At 72.3% G+C, this 13,217-nt stretch carries 14 protein-coding genes; 8 read left to right on the forward strand and 6 right to left on the reverse strand.

The annotated features are described in order from the left end of the window. Positions 1 to 87: 87 nt before the first annotated feature. The gene (locus AC3A3L_RS02200; RefSeq protein WP_487638398.1) at positions 88 to 1,275 is read right to left on the reverse strand and encodes a hypothetical protein; all 1,188 of its coding nucleotides are present in this window, start codon (positions 1,273 to 1,275) and stop codon (positions 88 to 90) included. Positions 1,276 to 1,717: 442 nt separating this feature from the next. Here AC3A3L_RS02200 and AC3A3L_RS02205 point away from each other — a divergent pair, with 442 nt between their 5' ends. The 3 genes from AC3A3L_RS02205 (at position 1,718) to AC3A3L_RS02215 (ending at position 4,319) form a co-directional block, all read left to right on the forward strand. After that, positions 1,718 to 2,407: an AzlC family ABC transporter permease gene (locus tag AC3A3L_RS02205; RefSeq protein ID WP_487638399.1), complete on the forward strand. Its 690-nt coding sequence runs from the start codon at positions 1,718 to 1,720 to the stop codon at positions 2,405 to 2,407. Continuing rightward, the gene (locus AC3A3L_RS02210) at positions 2,398 to 2,715 is read left to right on the forward strand and encodes an AzlD domain-containing protein (RefSeq protein WP_487638400.1); all 318 of its coding nucleotides are present in this window, start codon (positions 2,398 to 2,400) and stop codon (positions 2,713 to 2,715) included. The genes AC3A3L_RS02205 and AC3A3L_RS02210 overlap by 10 nt, the downstream gene beginning before the upstream one ends. 128 nt (positions 2,716 to 2,843) lie before the next feature. Next, on the forward strand, positions 2,844 to 4,319 hold the full coding sequence (locus AC3A3L_RS02215; RefSeq protein WP_487638401.1) for a hypothetical protein: 1,476 nt from the start codon (positions 2,844 to 2,846) through the stop codon (positions 4,317 to 4,319). On the opposite strand, the gene AC3A3L_RS02220 is transcribed toward AC3A3L_RS02215, so the two are convergent. From AC3A3L_RS02220 to AC3A3L_RS02235, 4 genes are read right to left on the reverse strand one after another with little or no spacing between them, the layout of a single operon-like run. Beyond that, the gene (locus AC3A3L_RS02220; protein WP_487638402.1) at positions 4,304 to 5,002 is read right to left on the reverse strand and encodes a class I SAM-dependent methyltransferase; all 699 of its coding nucleotides are present in this window, start codon (positions 5,000 to 5,002) and stop codon (positions 4,304 to 4,306) included. The two genes, AC3A3L_RS02215 and AC3A3L_RS02220, sit on opposite strands and share 16 nt — an antisense overlap. After that, positions 4,999 to 5,808 (reverse strand): ABC transporter ATP-binding protein, encoded by an 810-nt coding sequence (locus AC3A3L_RS02225; protein ID WP_487638403.1) that lies wholly within the window; start codon positions 5,806 to 5,808, stop codon positions 4,999 to 5,001. The genes AC3A3L_RS02220 and AC3A3L_RS02225 overlap by 4 nt, the downstream gene beginning before the upstream one ends. Next, on the reverse strand, positions 5,805 to 6,800 hold the full coding sequence (locus AC3A3L_RS02230) for an ABC transporter substrate-binding protein (RefSeq protein WP_487638404.1): 996 nt from the start codon (positions 6,798 to 6,800) through the stop codon (positions 5,805 to 5,807). The genes AC3A3L_RS02225 and AC3A3L_RS02230 overlap by 4 nt, the downstream gene beginning before the upstream one ends. Before the next feature lie 33 nt (positions 6,801 to 6,833). Beyond that, positions 6,834 to 7,952 carry a FecCD family ABC transporter permease gene (locus AC3A3L_RS02235; RefSeq protein WP_487638405.1) on the reverse strand — a complete coding sequence of 373 codons (1,119 nt, stop codon included), beginning with the start codon at positions 7,950 to 7,952 and terminating at the stop codon, positions 6,834 to 6,836. A 207-nt stretch (positions 7,953 to 8,159) separates the two neighbouring features. Here AC3A3L_RS02235 and AC3A3L_RS02240 point away from each other — a divergent pair, with 207 nt between their 5' ends. From AC3A3L_RS02240 to AC3A3L_RS02260, 5 genes are read left to right on the forward strand one after another with little or no spacing between them, the layout of a single operon-like run. Beyond that, positions 8,160 to 8,891, forward strand: a complete 732-nt coding sequence (locus tag AC3A3L_RS02240; protein WP_487638406.1) for a PadR family transcriptional regulator — start codon at positions 8,160 to 8,162, stop codon at positions 8,889 to 8,891. Positions 8,892 to 8,908: 17 nt separating this feature from the next. After that, positions 8,909 to 9,301 carry a DUF1707 SHOCT-like domain-containing protein gene (locus tag AC3A3L_RS02245; RefSeq protein WP_487638407.1) on the forward strand — a complete coding sequence of 131 codons (393 nt, stop codon included), beginning with the start codon at positions 8,909 to 8,911 and terminating at the stop codon, positions 9,299 to 9,301. A gap of 43 nt (positions 9,302 to 9,344) precedes the next feature. After that, positions 9,345 to 9,884: a hypothetical protein gene (locus AC3A3L_RS02250; protein ID WP_487638408.1), complete on the forward strand. Its 540-nt coding sequence runs from the start codon at positions 9,345 to 9,347 to the stop codon at positions 9,882 to 9,884. A 59-nt stretch (positions 9,885 to 9,943) separates the two neighbouring features. Then, positions 9,944 to 10,684, forward strand: a complete 741-nt coding sequence (locus tag AC3A3L_RS02255) for a YcnI family copper-binding membrane protein (RefSeq protein ID WP_487638409.1) — start codon at positions 9,944 to 9,946, stop codon at positions 10,682 to 10,684. Then, on the forward strand, positions 10,681 to 12,372 hold the full coding sequence (locus tag AC3A3L_RS02260) for a copper resistance CopC/CopD family protein (RefSeq protein ID WP_487638410.1): 1,692 nt from the start codon (positions 10,681 to 10,683) through the stop codon (positions 12,370 to 12,372). The genes AC3A3L_RS02255 and AC3A3L_RS02260 overlap by 4 nt, the downstream gene beginning before the upstream one ends. Here the strand turns inward: AC3A3L_RS02260 and AC3A3L_RS02265 are convergent. Beyond that, positions 12,350 to 13,201, reverse strand: a complete 852-nt coding sequence (locus AC3A3L_RS02265) for a hypothetical protein (protein ID WP_487638411.1) — start codon at positions 13,199 to 13,201, stop codon at positions 12,350 to 12,352. The genes AC3A3L_RS02260 and AC3A3L_RS02265 overlap by 23 nt on opposite strands. Between the last annotated feature and the right edge of the window lie 16 nt (positions 13,202 to 13,217).

The following is a 13,217-nucleotide window of genomic DNA, read 5'->3' on the forward strand; positions in this document are numbered from 1 at the left end:
GCAGCCAGGGGCCGCCGACCGTCACGCGTTTACTTCTCTCACCGCCCAAGTCGGCGGCGTCTGCCAGCGCGACTCGTTGGCCTGTGCTTAGCCCTCACAGCCGATGTGAGTTTCGGCTGAGCACCGGTCGATGCCCATTCTTCCCTTAGCCACGTCATCGCCGCCGCCCCCGACAAGGATGTCGCTGGATCCGCTACCAACAAGGACATCGTCGCCGCCGCGGCCACGCACGGCGTTGGGCTCCGTCGTACCCTCAGCGCCCCACACCCGGAGGTAGTTGGGACCGCGGGTGCCTGTCAGGGCCAAAGGAGCCATGCTGCATGGCCCCCCGTTCGGGGCGCAGTAGACGCTGAAGACGTCGCCATTGTCGAAGCCGAGGGCCCGCCTCATGTAGCCGGCGGATCCCACGTCATCGAGTCGGCCCGAGGCGAGGTTGAAGACGATCGGGAGCCGGCTGTTCGTGCCTTCGCCGTAGGAGCGGTAGTAGTGGAAGGTGTCATTTCCGTTCCCGCCGCCGAATCGACTGCCCGGTGCGCCTCCGTAGAACCAGACTTCGTCGTTGCCCCCGCGCATCCGCAGGTTCACGGAACCTTCGCGAGGAATCCAGAACCCGTTGCTCGCGAAGTGGAAGGTCTCTCGTTCGTCCGACCCGATGAACGTGAAGTCGCCGCTCGCGCGCACCCTGAACGTGGAGAAGCCGCTGATACCGATCTCGCCGGCTTCGCCGATGATCTCGCCGGAGCGATTATCGAGCTGCCACGAGGCGTTGTCGCCCAGGCGAGTGAACTCGGCGGTCAAGGTGTCGCCGAGAGTCCCGCCAGCGTCGTACGAGCCGCCAGACATGTCTCCCAGCAACCTCAAGTCGTCGACATCGGCGCCCAGCGTCACTACGTCGTCGCCGCGGGTGGAGACGAAGTCTCGACCTCCCGCTGTGTTCACGACATCTCGTTGCGAGGACCCTGCTGTCGGCTCCGCCGCGCGCACGTCCTCGCTCACCGGCCCACCAGAGACCTCGTCGGCGTCCCGACCGGGATCGATGCAGAGCAGCAAGTACGGGTCGTCGGACATAGTCGACGAGTCGATGCGGTCCCGCCCCGCCCCAGTGTGGAACATGGGGCAGTGGTCGCCGAACGCCTCGGCGTCATACGAGCCTGTGATGCACACGACGTCGTCCCCGCCATATGTTTCAACCGTGCCTGCGCCATTCGTCACGACGACGTCCGGGCCATCGGTACCTTCCAACGACGATCCGCCCGTTCCGATCAGAGTGGGCACTCGACCGAGACACTCCGCAGCCTGGCTGCGGTTCGCGGAGGCTGCGGAAGCCGTTGACGGCGAGCTCGAAACCACAGCGACCAAGCAGACGACGATAGGAACGAGACGGCGCCAGATCGATGCTCGCATGGCTGCTCCTTCAGGTCACTTTCAAGCATGAGGCAGCCCTTGAATCTCGTCTATCGATCAGCCGTTGGCCTAGTCCGGTGTCGGCAACGACTTGTCGCCCCACGAGGGCACACAAGAACCGCGGGCGGTGCCGTTGGTGATGGGCAAGGACGCCTGCCCCCATTGATTCGAGCAACTGGCTGTCACTCACGAAGCCGCGCAAACCGCCGCTGTAGACGGCCCTTCAATCTCTGGATCTGTCGAGTAGCGGGTGGTGGCTGGCCGGGGGCGTCCGCCTTTGGGTGGCTTCTACGCGCGTTGTTAACCTGCATCGGTGCCAGCGGCGACGGACGAGGGAGCGCGGGAGGCGTTTCGTCGGGGCCTGAAGCTGGGCGTCCCATTCGCGCTGGCTGGCTTTTTCTTGAGCGTCTCCTTCGGTGTGCTGGCCCGACAGGCAGGATTCAGCGTCGTACAGGCCAGCGTCACCGCGATGATCGTCTTTGCCGGCTCGGCGCAATTCGCGGCGCTGTCCGTGATCACCGTCGGAGGCGGCATCCCCGCGGCCTTGACCGCTGGCAGCTTGATGAATGCGCGTTTCTTGGCGATGGGCATCGCGCTGGCTCCATCGCTGCCTGGGGGCCCGATGAAGCGCGCTGCGCAGGGGCAGGCCGTTGTCGACGCCTCGTGGGCGCTCGCCAATCGCGGCGACGGCACCTTCAACCGGTGGCTTCTGTTCGGCACGACGCTCCCCCAGTACCTCGCCTGGACGCTTGGCTCGGTTGTCGGCGCGGTATTCGGCAACGCTCTGGGTGACACGCACCGGCTCGGCCTGGACGCGATCTACCCCGTGTTCTTCCTTTCGCTCCTGATCGCGGAGCTGCGGGACACGACCTCCCGTCTGGTGGCCGTCGGCGGCGGCCTCCTTGCGCTCGCTCTGGTGCCGATCAGTCCTCCGGGCGTCCCCATCCTGGCTGCGAGCTCATTGGCACTCATCGGTCTGGTGCGGAGGTCGAAGTGGCGCTGACCTACACACAGGTCTGGGTGTTGATCCTCGGCCTTGCTGCACTGACTGTGCTGATCAAGGCGCTGGGGCCGGTACTCCTCGGCGGCCGGGAGCTGCCGCCCTGGTTCTCCCGCGTGACCGTGCTGATGGCGCCGGCGCTTCTCAGCGCGCTGGTCGTGACCTCGGTGTTGGCCGCCGGACGCTCCTGGTCGGTGGGTGCCCACACCGTGGGTGTTGCTGTAGCCGCTGTGATGCTCTGGCGACGCTGTTCACTGGTGCTGTGCGTCGTCGTGGCGGTCCTGGTGACCGCCGGGCTGCGGGCGATCTGAGACCCCGACATCCGCGTTCTTGACGCCCGGATCCACTGCCGCGGCGGTTGCGTCCTTGCGCCGCAATTGCCCGTTCCCCACTCCCTCCTGACCATTGTCGTACGAACATATGTTCGATAGAATGAAGCATGCCCGCCCCCGTCGTCAGCCAGCCGCCCTCCGCGGCTGGCGCGCCGAGCGCGGAGCAGCTGCTGGATCTGGCAGGCGGGGCCCTGAGGGCACGTCGCCTTGCGGAGGTCGCCGAGCTCCAGCTGGCAATGCAGTGGGCGATCGTCAACGGTCATCCCCGCGACGATCGTGACCCGATGGTCACCCCCGGAGGTGACGGGACTCCCCCGCTGCGCGAGCACGCGGTGCCTGAGCTCGCGGTGGTCCGCGAAACCCACCCCGCCACCACGCGCGCATTGATCGCCGACGGGCTCGACCTCGTCCACCGGCTGCCGCTCACCTGGGCCGTCGTCGAGGCGGGCCAATGCGAGCCGTGGGTCGCCCGCAAGGTCGCCGTGCTCTCCCGTTCGCTGCTCTCCGAGCACGTCGGCCGCGTCGACCGTGCGGTCGCGAAGGCCATCTCAGGTCATGCGCCCTCGACGGTCCTCGAGATCGCCCGTGCCAAGGTGATCGAGGCCGACCCGGAGACCCACCGCGCCGAACGCGAACGGTCCCGCCACGAGCGCTACGTCCGCCTCTCCCGCGCCGACGAGCTCGGCTACCGCCACGTGATCGCCCGCGTCACCGCCGGCGACGCCGCCTGGATCGACGCCATGGTCGAGCGCGTGGCCGAGATCCTCGCCGAGACGATGGGCCACGACCACAACCACGACGAGCTCCGCTCCCTCGCCATGGGCTGGCTCGCCCGACCCGTCGACCTCCTCAAGCTCCTCCTCGAGCACACCCATGCTGGCGTCGACACCGACACCGAGGCCGAGTCCGGCGAGGCGACCGGTGCGCCCGAGCAGCCGGCCTGGGCACCCGACCACCTGGCCCACACCGTGGACCGGCTCTGCTCCCTCCCCGCCCGCAAGCTGGCCATGCTCCGCGGCCGCGGACGCCTCTTCGTCCACCTCACCGACGACGCCCTCCGCACCGGGCAGGGAGTCGCCCGGATCGAAGGCGTCGGCCCCATCGACGTACGCCAGCTCCACGAGGTCCTCGGCCACGGCGACGTCACCCTCACCCCCGTCCTCGACCTCGCGCAACGCCGCCGCGTCGACGCCTACGAGCACCCCGAGGTGGTCAAGGACCACGTCTGGGCCCAGACCGGCGGGGACTGCTTCCCCTACTCCCCCCGCACCGCCACCCGTGACGGCGTCGACTACGACCACGCCATCCCCTACGACGACACCGGGCCGCCCGGCCAGACCGGCCCCCACAACTCCGGCCCCCTCCGCCGCAGCCACCACCGCACCAAGACCCACGGTGAGCTCGTCGCACGGGTGGTCGACCCCGGCCGGCACCTGTGGATGACCTGCCACGGCCGCGCGTTCCTCGTCGACCACACCGGCACGACCCGGCTGACCGAGCAGCAGGGCAGGGCGATGGCCGAGGCCATCGACGACGGCGTCGAGCTCTACTTCACCGCACCAGTTGCCTACGGAGCCTCCTGACCGCGGCGGCCGGCGAGCAGGTACTGCAGCTGGACGTCGTGCCCGGGCGCGACGCCGTACGCGCGGTCGAGCTCGAGGACCTCGTCGAGCGGGGTGACGGTGACATCGGTGAGCCCACCGCGGCGCAGGACGTCCGCGACCTCGTCGATCGAGCGAGCGTCCGCCAGGGGCAGGTGCCCCTCGGGCCGCTCGCCGTAGAGGTCGCCGAGGCCGTCGGTGAACCACAGGCTGTCGGCCATCGCCACCACCCCGCCGGGGCGGAGCAGGCGGACCCAGCGGGCCACTGCGGCCTCCGGGTCGCGCAGCGTCCACATGACGTAACGGCCGACGACCGCGTTGAAGGACCCCGGAGGGAAGTCCGGGTCGACCGCGTCGCCGGCCAGGAAGCGCGGCGGCAGCGGGTCGTGCGCCGCGTGCTCGCCGGCGATCCGGAGCATGCCGGGCGAGAGGTCGATCCCGGTGACCCGGTGGCCGAGCCCGGCCAGCAGTCGTGCGACGTGGCCGCTCCCGGTGCCGACGTCGAGCACGTCGGCTGGCGCCGGTGGGAGCGCGGCGGACCACACGCGGCCCCACACCTCGACGTCGAGGTCACGGCGCTCGGGACGCTGCTGGTAGGCGTCGTACGACGGGGCACGCTCGGTCCAGTAGTCGTTGATCGAGCCCTGGAGCTGCTGGTCGCTCATGCGGTGAGGTCCTCCTGCGCTGGTGTGGACGGGGGTGCGGGGAACGGGGTGAAGAGCAGGTGGAGCTGACCGCCTGCGCGCACCGGCTCCACACCGATGCCGTAGACCGGCTCCAGCAGCTCGGGCACGAGGACCTCCTCGACCGGCCCCGCCGCCGCGACGCCACCGTCGCCGAGCAGGACGAGGTCGTCGCAGTAGCGCGCGGCGAGGTTGAGGTCGTGCAGCACGACGACCACGGTGCGACCGAGGTCGTGGGCGAGGTCGGCGACGAGCCCGAGGACCTCGTGCTGGTAGCGGATGTCGAGGTGGTTGGTGGGCTCGTCGAGCAGGAGGTGGGTCGCCTGCTGCGTCAGCGCGCGGGCGATGAGCACCCGCTGCCGCTCGCCCCCCGAGAGCGCGGCGAAGGGTCGGCGCGCGAGGTGGGTGGCGCCCACCGTGGCCAGGGCGTCGGCCGCCACGGCGTGGTCGGCGGCCCCGGCCCGCTGGAAGGTGGACAGGTGGGGCCCGCGCCCGAGCAGCACCATCTCGGCGACGTCGAGCGTGCTCTCCGCGCCGCTCTCCTGGACCACGACGGCCACCCGCCGCGCTGCGTCGCGAGGCGGCAGCGCGGCCAGCCGTTCGCCGTCGACGGTCACCGACCCCGTGGGACTGGCGAGGGCACCGTGCAGCAGCCTGAGCAGGGTGGTCTTGCCGCTGCCGTTGGGGCCGATGAGGCCGAGCACCCGGCCGTGCGGCGCCGCGAGGTCGACGGCCCGCAGCACCTGCGTCGCGCCGTACGCCCAGGAGAGGTCGTGGGCGGCGATCACGAGCCGCTACCGAACCTCTCGACGATGCGCTCGAGGCCCTCGAACGCCAGCGGGCTCGGCGGCTCCGTGAAGTTGAACAGCTGTGTCATCACGTCCTTGTTGCGCACAGCCGTGAGCTCGTCGGCTCCGGGCAGGCCGGCGACGGCGTCCTCCACCGGACCCGGCTCGCCCTCGCTGTGGAGCAGGACCAGGACGTCGGGGTCGCGGCCCAGCAGCTCCTCCAGCGTGACCTCGAAGACCCGTTCGTCGACGTCGGCGAAGACGTTCTCGAAGCCGGCCGCCTCCAGCTGTGGGTGGGCCATGCTCCGCGTCCCGTACGCGTAGGTGGTGCCACCGCCGACCGTCGGGTAGAGCACCGCGGCGGTCCGCCCCGACCCGCTGCCCACCTCGGCCTCGACCTCCGCCAGGTCGTCCTGCAGGTCGGCGATCGCCTCGTCGGCCTCGCTCTCGCGACCGAACACCGTGCCGTAGACCTCGAGCTGGTCGTACACGTCGTCGAAGCCGGGCTCACCCGAGCCCGTCTCGCACAGCGCCGGCTCCTCGATCAGCGGGATGCCGACGGCGTCGAGGGTGTCGCGGGACAGGTTGTCGACCTGGCCGAGGACGAGGTCGGGCTCCTGGCTGATCACGACCTCCTTCGAGATCTGGAGGTGGCCGCTGCTGTCCAGCTCGTCGGTCAGCAGCGGGATCGCGTCGAGCTCGGCCAGGGTCTCCTCGTCGTAGTAGTCGTCGGGGTACTGCCCCGCGCGCGCCGTGACGCGGTCCATCACGCCGAGCTCGTGCAGGAAGGGCACCGCCGAGCTCTTCAGCAGCACCAGCCGCTCGGGTGCCCGGTCGAACGTCACGTCCGCGCCGCAGTTCTGGATCGTCACCGGGTAGGACCCGGTGCTGGTCGACGCCGGCGTGGTGTCCTCCGCCGCACCTCCGCACCCGGCAAGGGCACCTGCGAGCACCAGCGCGGCGGCGACACGGAACGGGACGGGGACGGGCACGGTGGGTCTCCTCGAGGGGTGTGGGACGGGCGGTCAGGCGCTGGTCGCGTGCAGGCGACGGATCAGCACGAGCAGGAACGGGGCGCCGACGAGGGAGGTGATGATGCCGATGGGGATCTCCTGCGGCGCGAAGAGCGTGCGGGCCAGGACGTCGGCCCAGATCAGGAGGACCGCGCCCATGAGCGCCGCCACCGCCACCACACGCACGTGCGCACCGCCGACGGCGCGGCGGGCGAGGTGGGGCACGACCAGTCCGACGAAGCCGATGCTGCCGGCGGCCGAGACCACCACCCCGACACACAGGGCGACCACGACCAGCAGCCGCAGCCGCAGGCGTTCGGGGCGTACGCCGAGCGTGTGGGCGGTCTCGTCACCGACGGCCAGTGCGTCGAGGCGTCGCCCCCAGACCGTCAGCAGCGCAGCGGCCCCGAGCACCACCGCGGCGACGACCGCGAGGGGAAGGCCCCACCGCGCGAGGCCGAGCGACCCGAGCAGCCAGAACATGACCGAGCGGGCACCCTCCGCGGAACCGGAGGCGAAGATCAGGAAGCTCGTCAGGGCGTACAGCGCGTAGCCCACCGCGACGCCCGCCAGCAGCAGTCGCACCGAGGTCACGCGTCCGCCGCTGCGGGCGACGAGGAGGACCAGGAGGGACGCGGCGAGCGCCCCGAGGAAGGCGGTCACCTGGAGCGCGTGCTCGGCGAAGCCCGCACCCACGCCGAACAGGATCGCGGCGGCGGCGCCGCTCGAGGCCCCGGAGTTGACGCCGAGGAGGTAGGGATCGGCGAGGACGTTGCGGACCATCGCCTGGAGCGCGACCCCGCAGACGGCCAGCCCGGCACCGACGAGCGCACCCAGCAGCACGCGGGGCAGGCGCACCTGCCAGACGATGGCGTCGACCGGGGCGCTCCAGGTCCGCTCCCCGGGCCACCCCGCGAGGTGGTGCGTGAGCACCCGCGCGACGGTGCCGCCCGGCACGGAGAAGGCTCCGACCGCGATGCCGGCCACGACCGAGGCGAGCAACCCGACCGCCAGCCCGATGAGCCAGGCCGTCGTACGACGCCGCGATGCCGCCAACCCGAGGGGGTCGTCGGGCACGCGGCCCCCCGGCCGGACCGGGCCCCGCTCGCGGGTCGCCATCTCGGTCGTCACTCGCACCCCGTTCGTTGTTGCAAGTTGTTTGCAACAAGGACCGTAGCGGCCGGTCGGCACCAGCTGCCGAGCCGGGTCACCTCGATGGTGAAGGCCCTTGAAGGGCCCCGACTCGAGGCGTACGCTCACGATATATCGCGATACGTCACCGATAGTTCACGACGTACCGCTCCATTCGACCTCACCACCCCGACCGAGGAGCACCCCATGGGACACCACTGGCCCGGCGCCGACTGGCCCGAGAGCAACGACGACAACACGACCAACACCGGCGGCCACGGCGGTCACCGTGACTACCGCCGCCCGCCCGGCAACGACTGGACCAGCTGGGGCCAGGCCTTCTCCGGCGGCAGCCGCGGCCGTCGGGCCGGCGGCCCCCCGCCGTGGCTCGGCGAGATCTTCGGCTTCGCCACCGCCCCCCAGCGCCCCCAGCAGCGGGGGCCGCGGGTGCGCCGCGGCGACGTGCGCACCGCGATCATCGACGTGCTGCACCGCGCCCGGAAGGCCGACGAGCCGATCAACGGCTACCAGGTGATCCAGGAGATCGCGGAGCTCAGCAACGGCGAGTGGCGCCCCTCCCCCGGCTCGGTCTACCCGACCATCCAGCAGCTGCAGGACGAGGGCCTCGTGGAGTCCGACGACGCACGCGGGCGACGCACCATCCGGCTCACCGACTCCGGCGCCGAGTGGGCCGAGGAGAACGGCACCGAGCTCGCCGCTGTGTGGGCACCCTTCGCCCGCACCGATGAGGCCCCCTCAGAGGAGCAGCCGTCCGGCCACGCCGACATCAAGAGCGAGATCGCGCAGGTCGTCAGCGCCGTCTGGCAGCTGGCCACCCAGGGCTCCGAGCAGCAGAAGAAGGCCGCCCTCGACGTGCTCGTCGACACCCGCCGCCGGCTCTACGGCATCCTCGCGGACGGACGGGACGGCGAGCGATGAACACGCCCGATCCGCGCATGCGGATCGCCGACAGCGACCGCGAGCGCGCGATGGCCGACCTCGCCTCGCACTACGCCGACGGGCGCCTCGACCACGAGGAGTACGACGAGCGGCTCGACGCCATCTGGACGGCGCGGACGCGCGCCGACCTGGCGGTGCTCTTCAGCGACCTGCCCCGTCCGCAGGCCGCGCAGCCGTCCCGCGCGCCCGGCCGACCCGGATCGCGGAAGAAGTTCCCGCTGCTGCCGGTGCTGGCTGTCCTCATCGTGCTCAGCGTGATCGCCGACGCCCCGCTGTTCCTGCTGATCTTCCCGCTGCTGTGGTTCGCGCACCGGCGTCGCGGTCCGTGGGCTCCGCCCCCGCCGGGACGAGCCGACTACCGGCGCCACTCGCGCCCGCACGGCTGGTAGACCAGCCGCGCACACGACGGTCCCGTCTGCGACGATGGGGCCCGTGACGTGGGAGGCGAGGGTCGTGCGCGCGCGTGCGCCGTACGCCCTCGCCCGCGCCGTCGCGGCGGCGACCGTCGCCCTCGCCGGCGCCACCACCGCCCACACCTGGGCCGGGGGTGACGTGCCGACCGGCCCCGGCCTCGCGCTGGTCGCCGCCGTGGTCCTGGGCGCGAGCGTGCTCGTCTTCCGGCGCGACGTGCCCGGGTGGGCACTGCTGCCGGCGGTGGCCGCGGCCCAGCTCGGGGTGCACGAGTCGTTCGGCCTGGTGACGTCGCACGACCACATGGCCGCGGCCGCGCCCGACCCGGGCTGGACGTGGCAGATGGCCGGGGCGCACCTCTTCGTCACCCTGCTGACCGCCGTGCTGTGGTGGGCGGGCCGGCTCGCGGCGTCGTACGCCGTCTCGGTCCACGCGCACCCTCCCGTGCCGGTCCGCGCCCGCGTGCCGCGCCGACCCGCCGACGCGTCCCCGCGGTCCTCGCTCGTCCTCCTGCTCGTCTCTCCCCGGCGTGGTCCGCCGCGGGCGGTCCTGTCCACCTGATCCCGGTCCGGGCTCAGGTGGTCACGCGACCGCAGACCCGCCCCACATCCAGGAGAGACATGTCCATCCGCACCTTCGCGCGCCTCGGCGCGCTGCCGGCCGCCACCGCCGCCGTCGCCCTCTCGCTCGCCGCCCCGGCGAGCGCCCACGTCACCGCCACCCCGTCGACCGCGGCGGCGGGCGCCTACACCGTCGTCACGTTCAGCGTCGGCCACGGCTGCGAGGGCTCACCCACCACCAAGATCGAGATCCAGGTCCCGGAGTCGGTGCTCTCGGTGACCCCGAGCCGCAACCCGTTCTACGACGTCGAGAAGACGATCGAGCAGCTCGACGAGCCGGTGACCGACGCCCACGGCAACGAGGTGACCGAGCGCACCGCGTCCGTCGTCTACACCGCCACCACGCCCCTGCCCGACGGCGAGCGCGACGCCTTCGAGCTGTCCTTCCAGCTCCCCGACGCCGAGGGCGAGACGCTGAGCTTCCCGACGATCCAGACCTGCCAGAAGGGCGAGACCGGCTGGACCGAGGTCCCGGCCGACGGCCAGGACGCCGAGGAGCTCGAGAGCCCGGCGCCGGCGTTCGAGATCGTGGCAGCCGAGGCCGACGGCCACGGTGACGAGGCGGCCGCGGAGCCGGCCGCCGACGAGGCGGACCAGGCGGGCGACGACGACACCTCCGCTGAGGCGGCCGACGACGCGGACGACTCGTCCTCGGCACTCGGGTGGGCGGGACTGGTGGCGGGCCTGCTCGGACTGGCCGCAGGCGGGCTCGCCCTGGCCCGGACGCGCTCGTCGTCGTGACCTCCGCGTCGCGACCGGCGCGGCGTCGCCCGGCCCTCCTTCGCGGATGGGGCCGGGTCGGCGTCGCGCTGGTCGCGCTCGCGCTCGTGGTGCTCGGGGCCGCGCCGGCCTCGGCGCACGCCGAGCTGATCGACACCGACCCGCCTGAAGGATCGGTCGTGGAGACGGCGCCCGAGACCGTTACGCTCACGTTCAACGAGCCGGTGCAGCTGACGTCGCAGGAGATCGTCGTCTACGACGCCTCGGGTGACGAGGTCGGCTCGTCGGCAGCCTCCAGCGGCACCGAGGTGACCGTCGACGTCGACGGGGCGCCCGACCTCGCGGACGGCACCTACGTCGTGTCGTGGAACGTGCTCTCCGGCGACGGGCACCCGATCTCGGGGGCGCTGACCTTCTCGGTCGGTGCTCCCTCGGCGTCGGTGACGTCGGCGCCGGAGCCGCAGAGCTCCTCGACCGCGGTGACGGCGGTCCGTGACGTCGTCACGGTCGTGACCTACGTCGGGCTGCTGCTCGCCGCCGGACTGGCGCTCTTCCTCGCGCTCGTCCTCCCCCGCGCCTGGGACGGTGCCGCCACGCGGGCCCGGCTGCGCCGCGTGCTGCTGTACGCCGCAGCGGCGGGGGCGACCGGCATCGTCCTGCTGGTCCCGGTCGCGTCGGTCTACGGCCAGGGACTCGAGCTCACGGACGTCGTCTCGGCGTTCGACCCCGGCCTGGTGCGCAACGACCTGCTCAGCGCCGTGCTGGTGCTGGTCGGGCTGGGCGTCGCGGCGTGGTCGTCCACCGCGGTGCCACCGGACCGCACGCGCGGCTGGCTGCTGACCGGCGGCGCGGTGCTGGCGCTCGCCGGCCCGTCCCTGGTCGGGCACACCCGCGCCTTCTCCCCGGCGGCCCTGCTCGTGGCGGCCGACGTCCTGCACCTGCTGGCCGGGGCGACCTGGCTCGGCGGGCTCGTCGGGTTGGTGGTCTCGCTGCGCGCGCTTGCCGGCCGAGAGGTCCTCGCGGCCACCACGCTCGCCCGCTTCTCCACCCTCGCCGGCGGGCTGCTGCTGGCGGTCGCCGTCACCGGCACCTTCCTGGCCTGGCGCATCGTCGGCTCGTGGTCCGGGCTGGTCGAGACCCGTTACGGCTGGCTGCTGCTCACCAAGGCGGCCATCGCGCTGCTGGTCGCGGCCCTCGGCGGCTGGAACCGCTGGCGCACCCTGCCTGCCGTCGAGCGCGCGGCCGGCTTCGGCGATCGCGAGCGCGCGGCCGCGGCCGTCACGCGCACCGTACGGGTCGAGGCGGTGCTCCTCGTCGTCCTGCTCGGGGTCACCGGGGTCCTGGTCAACCAGTCGCCCCGCCCGGCTCCGGTCACGGCCGAGTCCGGGACGACCGGGGTCGGCACCGCCACCATCGGGGACCTCCGCGTGCTGGCGGTGATGGACCCCCGGCACACGGGGTCGAACACGCTCCTGGTGCAGGTGCAGGACTCCGCGGGCGAGCCGTACGACCCTCCTGCGAACCCGGTCGTCTCGCTGCGCACCGAGGGCCTCGACCTCGGCACGGTCGTGGTGCGGCCGGTCGCCGCCGGCACCTACCAGGGCGCAGTCGTGGTGCCGCGGGCCGGCGAGTGGGAGGTGCAGGTCGGCCTGGCACTGAGCCGCTTCGACAACCCGGTCACGACGGTCAGGCTGACTGTTCGACCGTGAGCTCCACCGGCACCGTGTGGAGGAAGCCGTCGACGCGCACCTGCGCGAAGAGGCGGTAGTCGCCGGGGTCGGGGATCTCGGCGTGGAAGGTCAGCTCGGAGCCGTCCTCGCTGACCTCCGGCGGGCCGAGCGGGTGCAGGTGCACCATCGCGCCCGTCTCGCGGTGGAAGCCGGTGACGTGGGCGTAGGCCCCGAGGTAGGTGCCGAGCTCGACGGGCCGGCCTGCCGCGTCGCGCACCACGAGGCGGAGCTCGCCGTTGGGACCGGTCGTCGGCGCCTCGGAGACCGACACCGACACCGCCCGGTCCTCCGCGACGGTGTCGCCCGGGTCGCCGGGCGGGAGGGCGAGCGGGCGACCCAGCACGACGTGGTCGCCGTTGCCGCCCTCGTCAACGGCGATGAACTCGGTGACGACGCGGTAGCCGCCGGCGTCCGGCACGTCGAAGGGAGCGGTCCAGCTGCCGTCCTCGTCGCGGGTCGGGTGCAGGTGGCGGAAGACGGTCAGGTCGTCGTTGACGACGTAGAGGTGCAGCTCCTTGGTCAGCTCCTCGACGTAGTCGGTGACCGGCTCGCCGTCGTAGTCGTCGATGCGGAAGCGCAGCTCGCCGATGCCATCGGGCCGCTCCCGGACCTGCAGCCCGGCGAGCGAGTAGCCGACCTCGCTGACCCGGGTGCCGTCGCCGACGGCCAGCGACGTGTGGCCCTGGCCCGGCGCGTGGGTGTGGCCCGCCTCGACCTGCCCGTCGTCGTTGCTCTCGCCCGAGCTGCACCCGGCCAGCAGGGCGCCGGCCAGCGCGAGCGGGAGGGCGTACGGGAGCGCGGACTTCACGGCCCCGATCCTCTCC

This window comes from Nocardioides sp. Soil_C_8 (assembly GCF_057656315.1).

Coding starts and splice junctions, on each gene's coding strand:
- AC3A3L_RS02215 (WP_487638401.1), top strand. CDS start 2,844: ATGCCCGCCCCCGTCGTCAGCCAGCCGCCCTCCGCGGCTGGCGCGCCG.
- AC3A3L_RS02220 (WP_487638402.1), bottom strand. CDS start 5,002: ATGAGCGACCAGCAGCTCCAGGGCTCGATCAACGACTACTGGACCGAG.
- AC3A3L_RS02240 (WP_487638406.1), top strand. CDS start 8,160: ATGGGACACCACTGGCCCGGCGCCGACTGGCCCGAGAGCAACGACGAC.
- AC3A3L_RS02245 (WP_487638407.1), top strand. CDS start 8,909: ATGCGGATCGCCGACAGCGACCGCGAGCGCGCGATGGCCGACCTCGCC.
- AC3A3L_RS02255 (WP_487638409.1), top strand. CDS start 9,944: ATGTCCATCCGCACCTTCGCGCGCCTCGGCGCGCTGCCGGCCGCCACC.